Origin of the sequence: Leclercia sp. G3L, from assembly GCF_021117075.1 — a bacterium.
Classification (GTDB): Bacteria; Pseudomonadota; Gammaproteobacteria; order Enterobacterales; family Enterobacteriaceae; genus Enterobacter; species Enterobacter adecarboxylatus_C.
Genome location: NZ_CP088265.1, coordinates 1,132,723 through 1,148,444, shown reverse-complemented (window position 1 = coordinate 1,148,444; position 15,722 = coordinate 1,132,723). Strand labels below are relative to the sequence as shown.

Genomic DNA, 15,722 nt, shown 5'->3' with positions numbered 1-15,722 from the left:
AAATGGGAGTAAGGGAAGTTTTGCGGCGGAACTTTACATTTTCTTAGGCGAAAACAAGGCGTCTAACGCAACGGCGGGCCGTATAACGCCTTGATGGTCTCTCTCAGCCAGAGGATTTTGGGGTTGTGGCTGTTACGCTTATGCCAGATCAGGGTGAAGGGCACGGTGAGCTTCAGTGCCTGCGCCTCATCAATGGGGATCGGTAGTGTAACCAGCTGCCGCTGGTGGAGCTGATTGTAGTGATGGCAGTAGTGCGGGGCGGTGGCAATGTAGTTATGGCCCGGCTGCGCCGCCATAAACATCGATTGCTCAAAGCCGGGCAGGCTCATGGCGATATTGCGCGTACGTCCCATCTCTCTCAGCACTTCATCCAGCGCCCAGGTGTCGCTACGCTCCCAGAAGATACTGATATGCGGATAGCGCAGGAAGGTTTCGAGGTTCCACTCCTCCTGTAGCGCAGGATGATCTTCGCGCAGATAGACGCACGGGCGATCGCTGAACAAAATTTCGTAGTCAATAAACCACGGCATCAGCTTTAACAGCTCGCGGGAGCGGGGATGTGTTTCGCGCCCGGTAAAGCCGAGATCGACCTCCCCGAGGGTTATGGCGTCCAGCGAATCATAATCCCAGTGGCGCATCTTCACCGTGGCCTGCGGATAGCGCTGGTTCACCTGTTCCAGCAGGGCATTAAAGCGGATCAGCATCAGCGGGGTTTCCGCCGCCAGCTCAAACGTCAGGCCGCCGGGGGAGTCAGGGTGGAATTTATCGAGGATCTGGTTGCCTATCTGCATCCAGTCGGCCAGATCCTGTTCCAGACTCACCGTCAGCGGCGTCGGCAGCAGCCCCAGCGGAGTCTTCACAAACAGCGGATCGTCAAACCAGTCGCGCAGCTTCGCCAGCGATTTACTCACCGCGGAAGGGGTAACGTTCATCCGTTTCGCGGCCTTGGTGACGCTGCGTTCCTGCAGCAAAAGCTGCAGGCACAACAACAGGTTAAGATCGAGACTGCTGAGGGGCTTCTTCATGATGCGCTGCGGGCCGGATAAGCAAAAGTAGGGTGATGCAGAGCATGCTACAGCCAATCAGCACCCCGATCAGCATATTCAGCGCATTGAGTCCCATTATGGCTGCCAGCCAAATCCATAGCGAAGAGCCGCAGACCTGGGCGATACCCAGCACCGAGCTGGCTACGCCTGCACGCAGCGAGAACGGGCCGAGTGCCTGACTCATCGCCACGCCAAAGCCGACGGAGAACCCGGCGCAAATCAGGGTAATACCGACAAGCATCATCGCCTGTGAACCGGCGGTCGCCAGAATCACACCTGCCGCCAGGAACAGCGCCTGGGAGGTCAGCATCAAGGTGCGCTGGCGGAAGATGTTCAGCGCAAACGGCGTCGAGAACGAGACCGCCATACTGACCAGCGCGGTTAAGGCCATCACCGTGGAATATTCTCCGCGATCGAAGCCCATGGTTTCCATCAGCAATACCGGGGAAACGTTTACATAGGTAAGGATCACCGCCACGCTCAGGGTGGTGACCAGCAACCGGCTGATGAAGAAGCGGTTGAGCAGCTTCTCGTCAGGCGGGACAGACGCGCTATGCTCCCGGTTTTGCGCTCCGGGGTGGGTCTCTTTCAGTACCGCGATCGACAGGATAAAGACCAGCATCCCCATCGCCGCCATCGTCCAGAAAAGGCTCTGCCACGGAAACTGCAGCATAATCAGGTAACCCACCACCGGCGCCAGCACCGGGATAATGCAGGTGATGCCGTTCATCATGGAAAGCACTTTGGCGCGACGCTGGGTGCTTAAGGTATCGCGCAGGATGGCAAAAGCCACCACGTAGCAGCCGCCTGCGCCGACGCCCTGGATAAAGCGTCCGGTAAGGAATAGCGAACTCTCCTCTGCCATTGAACAGAGCACGGAGGCCAGTGCAAAAATCACCGCCCCGGTAATGGCGACCGGCTGCCGTCCGGCTTTATCGGCAATCTTTCCGGCAAACACCATTGATGACGCCATCCCCGCCAGGTAGGCCGAAAACGCGATATGCAGCTGCGCTTCGCTGGCATCCAGATCGCGGGCGATGTGTGGCAAACCCACCAGATACATATCAATGCCCGATGGATAAAGCAGCACCAGCGCAAAACTACAAAACAGAAAACGAGCCATAACACCCCCATAGAGTCAGGCAAGAAGCATAGGGGGAGAAAGGGAAGGTGGCGAGTTGCCATTTGGACAAAGGCGATTTCCTGTCAGGAAATCACCTTCTGATGAGCGGGTTTAGCCAAAGCGCGGTAAGAAATGGAAGGTATTACCGAACCAGCAAACGATGACCAGGATACCGAACAGGATCACTATCGACGGGACAACCATGCCGCCCCAGACGGTGAAGGTCTTATTCGGGAATTTTTGTCTCGCTTTCAGCGCCAGGATTGCCGGGACAATCACCGCCCATATGGTGGCGCACAATCCCGCCCCGCCAATACCGTAGATAAACCCGTTCGGGAAGATCAGGTAGAGCAGGGTGGGCGGCAGGAAGGTCAGCATAATCGTTTTCAGGCGACCGGACGGTGAATTATCGAGTTTAAAGAGGTCGGCAAGATAATCGAACAGGCCTAAGGTGACCCCGAAGAACGAGCTGGCCACTGCTAAATTGGAGAAAACCAGTAAGCAAAATTCGATCACCCCATGCTGTCGGGTGCCGAGGAAGGATTTTACCAGCGAGTCAACATTGCCCCCGGACGAGATGATCTCATTGAAGCTGTCGCGTGTAATGTTCCCCATCGTGCAATAGAGCCAGAACAGGTAGATAAAAAGGGCCAGCAGCGAGCCATAGACAAGGCTTTTTATCAGTTTATCTTTTCGCTTGCCGTAGCAGATGATCAGGCTGGGAATGTTGCCATGAAACCCAAACGATGCCAGACAGACGGGCAGGGCCATAAAGATATAGGGGAAGTAGGTGGTATTGCTGGCCGGCGTAACGTTGATGTCTCGTAAGATTGAATAATCGACCTGAAAGAAGAAGGAGCCGAACACAACGATAAAGGCGATGATCTTAATACCTAAAAACAGCGAGGTAATGCGGCTGGCCGCCAGTGAGCTGAACCACAGTACGCCTGCAACGAAGATTGCCGTACAGACACCCACTATCCGGGGATTAACATGGGTCCCCTGATTCATGGCAATGGTTTCACTGATTATGGCACCGTTTGCGGAGATATAAGCATACGTCAGGATATAAAGTACAAAGGCGACCGTGAAGCCGCTGACGATATTCCATTTATTGCCAAGCAAATCTTTAGTGATGGTATTGAAACTGGAACCGACGGGATAGTTTAAATTTGCTTCTAACAATAATAGTCCGGAGTGAAGCTGATGTAGCCCCCTGAAACACCAGACAGTAGCTGTATCTCCAGATAAGAGATAGGCTTGAATATATGTCTAACACTAACGCCAATTTTGAGATGACCGGGATCCTGTTAGGACAAGAAGTCCGTAAACGTAAAACTCCTCAGGAGAAGATCGCCATTATCCAGCAGACGATGGAGCCGGGCATGAATGTCTCCCATGTCGCCCGCCTGCATGGCATCCAGCCCAGCCTGCTGTTTAAGTGGAAGAAGCAATATCAGGAAGGCAGCCTCACCGCCGTTGCGGCCGGAGAAGAAGTTGTTCCAGCTTCTGAGCTTACTGCTGCTCTGAAGCAGGTCCGGGAGCTTCAGCGCCTGCTGGGCAAGAAGACGATGGAAGTTGAGATCCTGAAAGAAGCCGTGGAGTACGCTCAGTCGCGAAAAATGGATAGCGCACGCGCCCTTGTTGCCAAAGGACGGGGAATAGCCCTGGTCAGCCGCACCATGGGCGTGTCGCGTGCGCAGCTGTCACTGCGAATTAACCGTTCTGCCGACTGGCAGGGACAGGCGCTGTAACCGGCGTGATGACGAAGCAGACGCTGAAATACTGTCAGAGATCCTCGATATCATCAGCGATATGCCCAGTTACGGCTATCGCCGTGTGTGGGGCATCCTGCGTACGCAACGTCGTACAGAGGGACTGCCCCCGTGAACGCCAAACGGCTTTACCGGCTTATGAGCGAGCATAATCTGCTGTTACTGCATGACAAACCAGAGCGGTCGAAGCGTGAACATAAGGGCAAAATCGCGGTGGCAGAAAGCGATATGCGCTGGTGTTCAGATGGCTTCGAGTTCGGCTGCGACAACGGTGAGAAGCTGCGGGTCACGTTCGCGCTGGACTGCTGCGACAGAGAAGCCATAGACTGGGCAGCGAGCACAGGAGGCTACGACAGTTCGACGGTGCAGGATGTGATGCTGAGGTCGGTGGAAAAGCGCTTCGGCGACGGGCTGCCGACCACACCGGTTCAATGGCTGACGGATAACGGTTCAGCATATACCGCGCATGAAACGCGGAGGTTCGCCAGAGAGCTGAATCTGGAGCCGTGTACAACAGCGGTGAGCAGCCCGCAGAGCAATGGCATGGCCGAACGGTTCGTGAAGACGATGAAGGAAGACTATATCGCGTTCATGGCAAAACCAGATGTGAGAACAGCCCTGCGAAACCTTGCAGCAGCGTTCACACATTACAATGAAAACCACCCGCACAGCGCGCTGGGATATCACTCCCCGAGGGAATATCGGCGGCAGCGGACATCGTTAACTTAAGATACAAAAGCTGTCCGGAGATGGCGGGTCAAGATCAAGTCCGGAGTGAAGCATTGAAAACCAGGCGATAATTAAAATAAACGCGCCCCAAAAAAACCAGGCTCCCGCCAGATCCACGGGTAAAGCAAACATTCCCCCGCCAATAACGGTACCTGCTATAACCATGACACCCCAAACCGATGAGTGTTTAGTCTCTAATTCTAAAGCGTTATCCATGGTGCCCCCATCAATTATGGTAAGCCTGATGTTATTGAACTATTTATTTTGCGGGTGGCTAGAATCATTTAGCCACCCGGGGACAGAAGGTTAAACTTCTTTGAGTCTGGCAGTGAAGTGACGTAATACTTTAGGTTCGTAGGTAAAGGTTAATCCTTTAATATTCATCGCATTTTCTTTAACGTGCTTAAAGGCTTCGACGATAAAATCCATATGCGATTGCGTATAGGTGGCGCGCGGAATGGTTAAACGCAGCAGCTCTGCCGGGCAGGGTAACTGCTTACCGGTTTTCGGATCGCGGCCCAGTAAGAACGAGCCAATTTCCACTGCCCGAATACCGGCCACTTTGTATAACTCACAGGCCAGCGCCTGCGCCGGGAACTGCTCTGCAGGAATATGCGGCAAGAGCTTACCGGCATCCACAAAGGCCGCATGTCCGCCCGCCTGCTGGCAAATCACGCCGATGGCTTCCAGGCCGTCGACCAGGTACTGGACCTGATTAATACGGTATGCCAGCCAGTCCTGGCCCATGCCGTCGTGCAGGCCGACCGCCAGACGCTCCATGGCGCCGCCTTCAAGACCGCCATAGGTCGGGAAGCCCTCCTGGACGACGCACAAGGTTCTGCACTCGGTATAGACGTCGAAATAGTCGTCATTCTTAATGCACAGCAGGCCGCCCATCGGCACCATGGCATCTTTTTTGGCCGACATGGCCAGCATATCCGCGTACTTGTACGTCTCCCGGGTAATTTCCGCGATAGTTCAGTCTTTATATTCCGCTTCACGTTTTTGAATGAAGTATGCATTTTCGGCGAAGCGCGCGGAATCCATCACCACCGGAATATCGTATTTTCTGGCAATCGCATACATCGCCTTCAGGTTTGCCAGCGACACCGGCTGCCCACCGGCGGAGTTGCTGGTAATGGTCGCGACAATATAAGGGACGTTGCCCGGCCCCACTTCTTCGATGCCGTTTTCCAGACCCTGAAGGTCAAAGTTACCTTTAAAATCGTAACGGATGCCGGTATCAAAGGCTTCTTGGTGATGCTGCCAACTTACTGATTTAGTGTATGATGGTGTTTTTGAGGTGCTCCAGTGGCTTCTGTTTCTATCAGCTGTCCCTCCTGTTCAGCTACTGACGGGGTGGTGCGTAACGGCAAAAGCACTGCCGGACATCAGCGCTATCTCTGCTCTCACTGCCGTAAAACATGGCAACTGCAGTTCACTTACACCGCTTCTCAACCCGGTACGCACCAGAAAATCATTGATATGGCCATGAATGGCGTTGGATGCCGGGCAACCGCCCGCATTATGGGCGTTGGCCTCAACACGATTTTACGTCACTTAAAAAACTCAGGCCGCAGTCGGTAACCTCGCGCATACAGCCGGGCAGTGACGTCATCGTCTGCGCGGAAATGGACGAACAGTGGGGCTATGTCGGGGCTAAATCGCGCCAGCGCTGGCTGTTTTACGCGTATGACAGGCTCCGGAAGACGGTTGTTGCGCACGTATTCGGTGAACGCACTATGGCGACGCTGGGGCGTCTTATGAGCCTGCTGTCACCCTTTGACGTGGTGATATGGATGACGGATGGCTGGCCGCTGTATGAATCCCGCCTGAAGGGAAAGCTGCACGTAATCAGCAAGCGATATACGCAGCGAATTGAGCGGCATAACCTGAATCTGAGGCAGCACCTGGCACGGCTGGGACGGAAGTCGCTGTCGTTCTCAAAATCGGTGGAGCTGCATGACAAAGTCATCGGGCATTATCTGAACATAAAACACTATCAATAAGTTGGAGTCATTACCAGGCTTCTTTGATATACACGTTGCGCACGGTGCAGCCATTTATCTGGCTATGTCCCTGGGTGGTATCAAAAAAGTAATTAGAGAAGGCGACCATTTTCGAGCGGTCTAATCCCTTCTCCTGCTCGCGCTTTTTAATGAGCACCGGAATATAGATCTGCTCGGCGCCGCGTCCCTGATGGGTAGGGATAGTGTATTGATAACCGAAAATCTCTTTCACGGCATCGGACAGCGCATAATAGCTGCGGCTTCCGCTATAGGCTTCGTCACCGCGCAGCATGGCGGCCTGCATATTCTGTGTGACCGCGCCGGTGCCGCTGTCGGTCAGTAAATCAATAAATACGTCTTCGCTATCCAGCAGGAAAGGGTTCATACCCGATTTAATAATCGCGTTGTCGCGATGCTCCCTTGTGGTGCGCTTAACTGGCTCAATAACTCTGATGCGAAATGGCTCTGGCAAATGTTTGAAGTTTTCCATTATATAATTCCTGTTTTTATCGCAGCGGTGCTGGTGGCTATTTTTAATAACCATTAATACAGGCATGCCCGGGCCCGCTATATCGCCACACGACCGGGAGAATATATCTCACGGACCGAGGCGTGCAGAGGCGCAATTGCAGCCATACGGGCGCAATAATTTCAGGCATACCGGATAAATAGAGTATTCGTCTATTCAGGTTGCATAGAGAATGAGAGGCGAAGGGAGATTACGGATGGTGATTGACAATTTTATTGTCAATATTGAACCACTTAGAAGTGATATATGTATTTAAGATAATCGTCATTGATTTATCCTCATTAGACACGCTACTACACTATTCGAATGAAAATATTTGTCTATGTGCAGAGATATTAATTGTGATTGTAATCACAGAGAATATAACAGATATATTTGGTATTTATTCAGGTAATATAGAAAAGGAAAAAGCCGCAATAACAGGGATGTTATGCGGCTTTTTAGCAGAGGGCTGAAACGGGTTTATTTCCCGATGCAGAAACTGGAGAAGATGCGTCCCAGCAGGTCATCCGAGGTAAACTCCCCGGTGATCTCGCTTAACGCCTGCTGCGCCAGACGCAGCTCTTCCGCCAGCAGTTCTCCGGCCCAGGCACCGAGCAGCTGGGCTTTGCCCTGATCCAGATGCATCGCCGCCTGCTCCAGCGCCTGCAAATGGCGACGACGGGCAAGGAAACCGCCCTCCATGCTGGTATCAAAGCCCATACTCTGCTTGAGATGGTTACGCAGGTCATCCACGCCCTCGCCGGTACGCGCCGACAGGCGAATCAGTGAGTGACCATTCACATCGCTGATGCCCAGCGTTTCGCCGGTAACGTCCGCTTTGTTACGTACAACGGTGATCGGCAGTTTAGCCGGCAGGCGGGCGATAAAGTCCGGCCAGATCTCTGCCGGGTCAACGGCGTCGGTCGTTGTACCGTCTACCATAAACAGCACGCGGTCGGCCTGCTCGATCTCCTGCCAGGCGCGCTCGATACCGATGCGCTCAACTTCGTCGCTGGCATCGCGCAGCCCGGCGGTGTCGATGATGTGCAGCGGCATACCGTCGATATGGATATGCTCGCGCAGCACGTCGCGGGTGGTTCCGGCAATGTCGGTGACAATCGCCGCTTCACGGCCCGCCAGCGCGTTCAGCAGGCTCGATTTCCCGGCATTGGGACGCCCGGCAATCACCACTTTCATTCCTTCGCGTAGCAGGCTACCCTGACGCGCTTCGGCGCGTACCGCATCGAGATCGTTCATCACGTCGTTAAGCTGGGCTTCGATTTTGCCATCGGAGAGGAAGTCGATCTCCTCATCCGGGAAATCAATGGCCGCTTCCACGTAGATCCGCAGGTGAGTAAGTGCTTCCACAAGATGGTTAACGCGGGCAGAGAAGGCCCCCTGCAGCGAGTTCAGTGCCGAGCGTGCAGCCTGTTCGGAACTGGCATCAATCAGGTCGGCAATCGCCTCGGCCTGGGCCAGATCGAGCTTATCGTTCAGGAAGGCGCGCTCGGAGAACTCGCCCGGCTTCGCAATGCGCAGGCCCGGCAGGGTCAGAATGCGTTTCAGCAGCAGGTCGAGGATCACCGGCCCGCCGTGGCCCTGCAGTTCGAGCACGTCTTCACCGGTAAAGGAGTTCGGGCCCGGGAACCACAGCGCGATGCCCTGGTCCAGCGCCGTGCCGTCTTTATCTTTAAACGGCAGATAGTCGGCGTAGCGTGGCTTTGGCAGTTTCCCCAGCACCGCTTCTGCCACCTCGCGCGCCTTCAGGCCGGAGATACGCAGAATGCCCACACCACCGCGTCCCGGTGGGGTTGCTTGGGCGACGATAGTGTCGTTTTGGCTCATGGTTTGTCTCTTCTTAATGCAATAAAAAAGGCGGTCCATAGACCGCCCTTTAATTTATGTTCCGTTTGCCGGGTGGCGCTTCGCTTACCCGGCCTACTTAAAGTCAGGAATTTTTCTTCTCGCGGCTATGCAGGCCACGTTTTTCCAGACCACGGTAGATCAGCTGCTGCTGAAGGATGGTTACCAGGTTGCTGACGATATAGTACAGCACCAGACCTGACGGGAACCACAGGAAGAACACGGTGAAGATGACCGGCATAAAGGTCATGATCTTCTGCTGCATCGGGTCGGTCACGGTGGTTGGCGACATCTTCTGGATGAAGAACATCGTCACGCCCATCAGGATCGGCAGGATGTAGTACGGGTCCTGTGCGGACAGGTCATGGATCCACAGTGCGAACGGCGCATGGCGCAGCTCAACGGAGCCCATCAGCATGTAGTACAGCGCAAGGAAGATTGGCATCTGGATGAGCAGCGGGAAGCAGCCACCCAGTGGGTTCACTTTCTCGGCTTTGTACAGGGCCATCATCTCCTGGCTCTGACGCTGTTTGTCATCGCCCAGACGCTCACGCATAGCCTGAATCTTCGGCTGCAGCATACGCATCTTCGCCATGGAGGTGTACTGCGCTTTAGTCAGCGGGTACATGATGCCACGAACGATAAAGGTGATAACGATGATGGAGAAGCCCCAGTTGCCCAGGAAGCTATGGATCCACTTCAGCAGTTTGAACAGCGGCTGAGAGATGAACCACAACCAACCGTAGTCTACGGTCAGATCCAGGTGCGGTGCCACGGCAGCCATTTTATCCTGGATTTCCGGACCGACCCACAGGGTGCTGCCCAGCGTACCGGTTTGACCCGGCTGAATCAGAACCGGCTCAGACTTATAGCCGATAGCGGCAACGCCGTTCAGGTTGGCAGTGTAGAAGTTGTTGGAGCCAGCGTTGTTCGGCACCCATGCCGTCGCGAAATACTGTTGCAGCATCGCTACCCAACCGCCTTTTGAGCTGACGTTCAGGTTTTCGTTATCGGCGATGGTGTCGAATTTGTATTTCTCGTACTTGGTATCTGGCGTGGAGTACGCAGCGCCACGGAAGGTATGCAACGCGAAGTTGTTGCTTCCGGTGTCACGGTGCGACGGCAGATTGATGGTTTGCTTCAGCTGGCCAAAGGTGGAGAGTTCCAGCGGTTTCGCGCCGGTGTTCTGCACGTTATAGCCCACGTTCACCGCATACTCACCGCGTTTCAGGGTGAAGGTTTTGGTGAAGGTGTTGCCCGCAGCATCGGTGTAAGTCATCGGGATCGCGAGTTCGTTCTGGCCATCAGCCAGCACAAACGCATCTTTATCGACGTTATACAGCGGACGTGCGCCGTTAGCCGGGTTATCCGGGCCATCACGACCGGTCAGGCCGCTCTGCGCCTGGTAGATAAACTGCGGCGTGGTTTCCAGTAACTGGAACGGCTCGTTAGAACCGAGCTCTTTCGGGTAAGTTACCAGTTGTGCCTGCTCAACATCACCACCACGGGTGTTGATAGTCAGCTCAAGCACATCGGTCTTAACCGTAATCAGTTTACCCTGGCCACTGGCCGGTACGCCCTGGTCGGCGGCGCTACCCGCTGCGGTGGTCGTTGTCTGCGTGACCTGCTGCTGAGGTTGAGGATTTTTATCCTGCTCCCAAGCCTGGAAGATCATGAAAGACACGAACAACAAAGCGATGATAAGAAGATTGCGTTGCGAATCCATCGTTAGTGTTCTCTGGTATCAAAAGGTCCTGGGGGGACGGGATCGTCTCCACCTGGGTGTAAAGGGTGGCATTTTAATACGCGTTTCACCGTCAACCAACTGCCTTTTATCATTCCAAACCTGCGCAATGCCTCAATTCCGTAGCTTGAGCAGGTCGGCGTGAAACGGCAGTGTGGCCCAAGTAGCGGACTAATCAGGCGTTGATAGACCCGGATAAGGCCGATCAGGACCCGTGAGCCAGGCGACAGTGGCGGCGCCATAATTTTTCCAACGCTTCCGAGAGAGCACGGTTATCGAGGTCGGCAACCCCTTTTTTAGCCACCACCACGAAATCCATAGAAGGCAGTTCATGTTGACGTAAACGGAAGCTTTCACGCGTCAGACGTTTAATCCGATTGCGTTCATGCGCACGCTTAACGTTTTTCTTGGCGACAGTGAGACCGATACGGGGATGCCCCAGCGAATTTTGGCGGCCGAGGATGGTGATTTGCGGCGTGCCAGCCCGTTGTGGCTGCTGGAAGACGAAAGTGAAATGAGTGGGAGTTAACAAACGTAACTCCCTGGGAAATGCTAGCTTAACCACGCAGGGGTTAGCTTAATTACTTGGAAACGGTCAGACGTGAACGGCTTTTAGCACGACGACGTGCCAGAACCTGACGACCATTTTTAGTAGCCATACGAGCACGGAAGCCGTGAGAACGGTTGCGCTTCAGTACAGACGGTTGAAAAGTGCGTTTCATGGCGATTTCTACCTAAACTTGAATAAATTCAATGACTTTTTATGGAGTCCGAACGAATAACGAACACTGGACGCCGAAGCCATGGGTGATTAAAGAGGCCGGATTGTAATAATTGTACACTCCGGAGTCAATTCTCTTTCCTTATTTCCCGCGTCTTTCCGCACGTTTTTAGCGTGCAAATTGAGCAGCATCAGACGCAGGTCTTCGAGTCCCACGCGCCGGGTGGGGAATTATACGGGCTCCAGGGCAAATCGCAAGGATCGTCCAGGATCTTCGTTAGATCATTTAAGCAAAAATTGGTCGTTACTCATTAATTTTTCCAATATGCGGCCTAAATCGTGGGGGCGGTTCATCAGGATCGTTTACACTTACCCCGTTTCGATCCTCCTGTGGATAAATCGGGAAGAAACTGTGAGAAACAGAAGATCTCTGGCGCAGTTTAGGCTATGATCCGCGGTCCCGATCGGATCCCAGGATCCTGGTCGGGCAAAAACCGCAAAGAGCGGTTCGCACGTCCCCCTTAAACGCCGGGTCTTTTCGACGTGTGTCTACAATCATGACTATTCAATAGCTTTCTTTTTATGTTCGAGTGGAGTCCGCCGTGTCACTTTCGCTTTGGCAGCAGTGTCTTGCCCGATTGCAGGATGAGTTACCAGCCACAGAATTCAGTATGTGGATCCGCCCGTTGCAGGCGGAACTGAGCGATAACACGCTGGCTTTGTATGCGCCAAACCGTTTTGTGCTCGATTGGGTCAGGGACAAATACCTCAATAACATCAATGGACTGCTAAACGAATTTTGCGGTGCCGATGCCCCACAGCTGCGTTTCGAAGTGGGCACAAAACCGGTCACCCAAACCCTCAGAGAGACCGTTAACGTCGCCGCTGCACCCGCGCAAACCGCGCAGGTTCAGATGCCGCGTGTCGCCCCTGCGCCACGGGCTGGCTGGGATAACGTTCCGGCCCCGGCAGAGCCGACCTACCGCTCTAACGTTAACGTCAAACACACCTTTGATAACTTCGTCGAAGGTAAATCGAACCAGCTGGCGCGCGCGGCGGCCCGTCAGGTAGCGGATAACCCGGGCGGCGCCTATAACCCGCTGTTCCTTTATGGCGGTACCGGTCTGGGTAAAACGCACCTCCTGCACGCGGTGGGTAACGGCATCATGGCGCGTAAGCCGAATGCCAAAGTGGTGTATATGCACTCCGAGCGCTTCGTTCAGGACATGGTTAAAGCCCTGCAAAACAACGCGATCGAAGAGTTTAAACGCTACTACCGCTCCGTTGATGCGCTGCTGATCGATGACATTCAATTCTTTGCCAATAAAGAACGATCTCAGGAAGAGTTTTTCCACACCTTCAACGCCCTGCTGGAAGGCAATCAGCAGATCATTTTGACCTCGGATCGTTATCCAAAAGAGATCAACGGGGTTGAGGATCGTCTGAAATCCCGCTTCGGCTGGGGGCTGACGGTAGCGATCGAACCACCGGAGCTGGAAACCCGCGTGGCGATCCTGATGAAAAAGGCCGACGAGAACGATATTCGTCTGCCGGGCGAGGTGGCGTTCTTTATTGCCAAACGCCTGCGTTCCAACGTCCGTGAGCTGGAAGGCGCACTGAACCGCGTGATCGCGAACGCCAACTTCACCGGACGGGCGATCACTATCGATTTCGTGCGTGAAGCGCTGCGCGATCTGCTGGCATTGCAGGAAAAACTGGTCACCATCGACAATATTCAGAAGACGGTGGCGGAGTACTACAAAATTAAAGTGGCGGACTTGCTGTCCAAACGCCGTTCCCGCTCGGTGGCGAGACCGCGTCAGATGGCGATGGCGCTGGCAAAGGAACTGACCAACCACAGCCTGCCGGAAATCGGCGATGCGTTTGGTGGCCGTGACCATACTACCGTGCTGCACGCCTGTCGTAAGATCGAGCAGTTGCGTGAAGAAAGCCACGACATAAAAGAAGACTTCTCCAATTTAATCAGAACATTATCTTCGTGACGCTATGAAATTTACCGTTGAACGTGAACACTTATTAAAACCGCTGCAACAGGTGAGTGGCCCCTTAGGCGGCCGCCCGACGCTGCCTATTCTCGGTAACCTGCTGCTGCAGGTCGCAGACGGCACGCTGTCTTTGACCGGCACCGATCTCGAGATGGAAATGGTCGCACGCGTGACGCTTTCTAAGCCTCACGAAGCGGGCGCAACCACCGTTCCGGCGCGTAAGTTCTTTGATATCTGCCGTGGCCTGCCTGAAGGGGCGGAAATTGCCGTGCAGCTGGAAGGCGACCGCATGCTGGTGCGCTCCGGCCGCAGCCGTTTCTCGCTCTCCACGCTCCCGGCTATCGACTTCCCGAACCTCGATGACTGGCAGAGCGAAGTTGAATTCACCCTGCCGCAGGCGACCATGAAGCGCCTGATTGAAGCCACACAGTTCTCGATGGCGCATCAGGACGTGCGTTACTACTTAAACGGCATGCTGTTTGAAACCGAAGGTGAAGAGCTGCGTACCGTGGCCACCGACGGCCACCGCCTGGCGGTCTGCTCCATGCCGATTGGCGTGAGCCTGCCGAACCATTCGGTGATCGTACCGCGTAAAGGCGTGATTGAGCTGATGCGTATGCTCGACGGCGGCGAAACCCCGCTGCGCGTGCAGATCGGCAGCAACAATATTCGCGCCCACGTCGGTGACTTTATCTTCACCTCCAAGCTGGTGGATGGTCGTTTCCCGGACTACCGCCGCGTATTGCCGAAGAACCCGGACAAAACGCTGGAAGCGGGCTGCGATATCCTCAAGCAGGCCTTTGCCCGTGCGGCGATCCTCTCCAACGAGAAGTTCCGCGGCGTGCGCCTGTATGTCAGCGAAAACCAGCTGAAGATCACCGCCAACAACCCGGAGCAGGAAGAGGCTGAAGAGATCCTCGATGTTACCTATGCGGCGGGCACCGAAATGGAAATCGGCTTTAACGTGAGTTACGTGCTGGATGTGCTGAATGCGCTGAAGTGCGAGAACGTGCGTATTCTGCTGACGGACTCCGTGTCGAGCGTACAGATTGAAGATGCTGCCAGCCAAAGCGCGGCTTATGTTGTCATGCCAATGAGACTGTAATGTCGCTCACCCGCCTGTTGATCCGCGACTTTCGCAATATCGAAAGCGCGGATCTTGCTTTATCCCCCGGCTTTAATTTCCTGGTTGGCGCCAACGGCAGCGGCAAAACCAGCGTGCTGGAAGCCATCTATACGCTCGGCCATGGTCGGGCGTTTCGCAGTTTGCAGATTGGCCGCGTAATTCGCCACGAGCAGGAGTCGTTCATCCTGCATGGGCGTTTGCAGGGCGAGGATCATGAAACCGCCATCGGCCTGACCAAAGACAAGCAGGGTGACAGCAAGGTGCGCATCGACGGCACCGACGGGCACAAAGTGGCCGAGCTGGCGCTGCTGATGCCGATGCAGCTGATCACTCCCGAGGGGTTTACTTTACTCAACGGCGGCCCCAAATACAGAAGAGCCTTCCTTGACTGGGGATGCTTCCATAACGAAGCGGGCTTCTTTACCGCCTGGAGCAACCTTAAACGGCTACTCAAGCAGCGCAATGCCGCGCTGCGCCAGGTTACCCGCTATGCCCAACTGCGGGCGTGGGACAAAGAGCTGATCCCGTTGGCGGAGCAGATCAGCCGCTGGCGCGCCGAGTACAGCGCCGGGATCGCACAGGACATGGCGGATACCTGCCAACAGTTTTTACCCGAGTTCTCTCTGAGCTTCTCCTTCCAGCGCGGCTGGGAGAAAGAGACCGACTATGCCGAGGTGCTGGAGCGAAGCTTCGAGCGCGATCGCATGCTGACCTACACCGCGCACGGCCCGCACAAGGCGGATTTCCGCATTCGTGCCGACGGTGCACCGGTGGAAGATACTTTATCACGCGGGCAGCTCAAGCTTCTGATGTGCGCGCTGCGCCTGGCGCAGGGCGAGTTCTTAACCCGCGAAAGCGGACGACGCTGCCTGTACCTGATTGATGATTTTGCCTCGGAACTTGACGACGCACGGCGCGGGCTGCTTGCCAGCCGCTTAAAAGCCACGCAGTCGCAGGTTTTCGTCAGTGCGATTAGCGCTGAACACGTAATGGACATGTCGGACAAAAATTCGAAGATGTTCACCGTGGAAAAGGGTAAAATAACGGATTAACCCAAGAATAAATGAGC

At 54.7% G+C, this 15,722-nt stretch carries 12 protein-coding genes and 5 pseudogenes; 5 read left to right on the top strand and 12 right to left on the bottom strand.

The genetic code is table 11. The features are described from left to right. Positions 1 to 62 precede the first annotated feature (62 nt). From yidZ to tnaB, 3 genes and pseudogenes are all read right to left on the bottom strand, one after another. A complete protein-coding gene (gene yidZ / locus LRS40_RS06840; protein ID WP_231313384.1) occupies positions 63 to 1,025 on the bottom strand; it encodes an HTH-type transcriptional regulator YidZ in 963 nt (320 codons plus the stop codon). Then, positions 994 to 2,169, bottom strand: a complete 1,176-nt coding sequence (locus tag LRS40_RS06835) for an MFS transporter (RefSeq protein ID WP_231313383.1) — start codon at positions 2,167 to 2,169, stop codon at positions 994 to 996. The genes yidZ and LRS40_RS06835 overlap by 32 nt, the downstream gene beginning before the upstream one ends. A gap of 111 nt (positions 2,170 to 2,280) precedes the next feature. Next, a pseudogene (gene tnaB / locus LRS40_RS06830) lies at positions 2,281 to 3,405 on the bottom strand (low affinity tryptophan permease TnaB); the annotation flags it as partial. A 59-nt stretch (positions 3,406 to 3,464) separates the two neighbouring features. Here tnaB and LRS40_RS06825 point away from each other — a divergent pair. Then, positions 3,465 to 4,673: pseudogene (locus LRS40_RS06825) on the top strand (IS3 family transposase). 36 nt (positions 4,674 to 4,709) lie between these two features. On the opposite strand, the pseudogene LRS40_RS06820 reads toward LRS40_RS06825, so the two are convergent. After that, positions 4,710 to 4,889 (bottom strand): annotated as a pseudogene (locus LRS40_RS06820) (aromatic amino acid transport family protein); the annotation flags it as partial. Positions 4,890 to 4,979: 90 nt separating this feature from the next. Further along, positions 4,980 to 5,930: pseudogene (locus LRS40_RS06815) on the bottom strand (tryptophanase); the annotation flags it as partial. 54 nt (positions 5,931 to 5,984) lie between these two features. On the opposite strand from LRS40_RS06815, the gene LRS40_RS06810 reads away from it, so the two are divergent. Further along, positions 5,985 to 6,682 (top strand): IS1-like element IS1A family transposase gene (locus LRS40_RS06810; protein ID WP_103215986.1). Its coding sequence is split into 2 segments (ribosomal slippage): positions 5,985 to 6,234 and positions 6,234 to 6,682, totalling 699 coding nucleotides; the frame shifts between segments, so codons are not numbered across the junction. A 13-nt stretch (positions 6,683 to 6,695) separates the two neighbouring features. Here LRS40_RS06810 and LRS40_RS06805 read toward each other — a convergent pair. The 7 genes and pseudogenes from LRS40_RS06805 to rpmH all read right to left on the bottom strand — a co-directional run. Continuing rightward, positions 6,696 to 7,172 (bottom strand): annotated as a pseudogene (locus LRS40_RS06805) (beta-eliminating lyase-related protein); the annotation flags it as partial. Positions 7,173 to 7,401: 229 nt separating this feature from the next. Next, positions 7,402 to 7,479 carry a tryptophanase leader peptide gene (tnaC, locus tag LRS40_RS24755; RefSeq protein WP_138370951.1) on the bottom strand — a complete coding sequence of 26 codons (78 nt, stop codon included), beginning with the start codon at positions 7,477 to 7,479 and terminating at the stop codon, positions 7,402 to 7,404. A gap of 194 nt (positions 7,480 to 7,673) precedes the next feature. After that, positions 7,674 to 9,038, bottom strand: a complete 1,365-nt coding sequence (gene mnmE, locus LRS40_RS06800; RefSeq protein ID WP_231313382.1) for a tRNA uridine-5-carboxymethylaminomethyl(34) synthesis GTPase MnmE — start codon at positions 9,036 to 9,038, stop codon at positions 7,674 to 7,676. Positions 9,039 to 9,141: 103 nt separating this feature from the next. Beyond that, the gene (yidC, locus tag LRS40_RS06795) at positions 9,142 to 10,782 is read right to left on the bottom strand and encodes a membrane protein insertase YidC (RefSeq protein WP_231313381.1); all 1,641 of its coding nucleotides are present in this window, start codon (positions 10,780 to 10,782) and stop codon (positions 9,142 to 9,144) included. 2 nt (positions 10,783 to 10,784) lie between these two features. Beyond that, entirely contained in the window at positions 10,785 to 11,042 is a 258-nt protein-coding gene (gene yidD / locus LRS40_RS06790) for a membrane protein insertion efficiency factor YidD (protein WP_132729115.1), read from the bottom strand. Further along, the gene (gene rnpA, locus LRS40_RS06785; RefSeq protein ID WP_014072458.1) at positions 11,006 to 11,365 is read right to left on the bottom strand and encodes a ribonuclease P protein component; all 360 of its coding nucleotides are present in this window, start codon (positions 11,363 to 11,365) and stop codon (positions 11,006 to 11,008) included. The genes yidD and rnpA overlap by 37 nt, the downstream gene beginning before the upstream one ends. A gap of 16 nt (positions 11,366 to 11,381) precedes the next feature. After that, complete coding sequence (gene rpmH, locus LRS40_RS06780) at positions 11,382 to 11,522, bottom strand: 50S ribosomal protein L34 (RefSeq protein ID WP_002220736.1); 141 nt, start codon at positions 11,520 to 11,522, stop codon at positions 11,382 to 11,384. Between the two features lie 601 nt (positions 11,523 to 12,123). Between rpmH and dnaA the strand changes: the two genes are divergently transcribed. The 3 genes from dnaA to recF are packed head-to-tail and all read left to right on the top strand — an operon-like array spanning position 12,124 to position 15,705. Continuing rightward, complete coding sequence (gene dnaA / locus LRS40_RS06775; protein ID WP_142487661.1) at positions 12,124 to 13,524, top strand: chromosomal replication initiator protein DnaA; 1,401 nt, start codon at positions 12,124 to 12,126, stop codon at positions 13,522 to 13,524. A gap of 4 nt (positions 13,525 to 13,528) precedes the next feature. Next, entirely contained in the window at positions 13,529 to 14,632 is a 1,104-nt protein-coding gene (gene dnaN, locus LRS40_RS06770) for a DNA polymerase III subunit beta (RefSeq protein WP_231313380.1), read from the top strand. Beyond that, positions 14,632 to 15,705, top strand: coding sequence for a DNA replication/repair protein RecF (gene recF, locus LRS40_RS06765; RefSeq protein WP_142487662.1), 1,074 nt, complete (start codon positions 14,632 to 14,634; stop codon positions 15,703 to 15,705). Before dnaN ends, recF begins: the two co-directional genes overlap by 1 nt. Positions 15,706 to 15,722 lie beyond the last annotated feature (17 nt).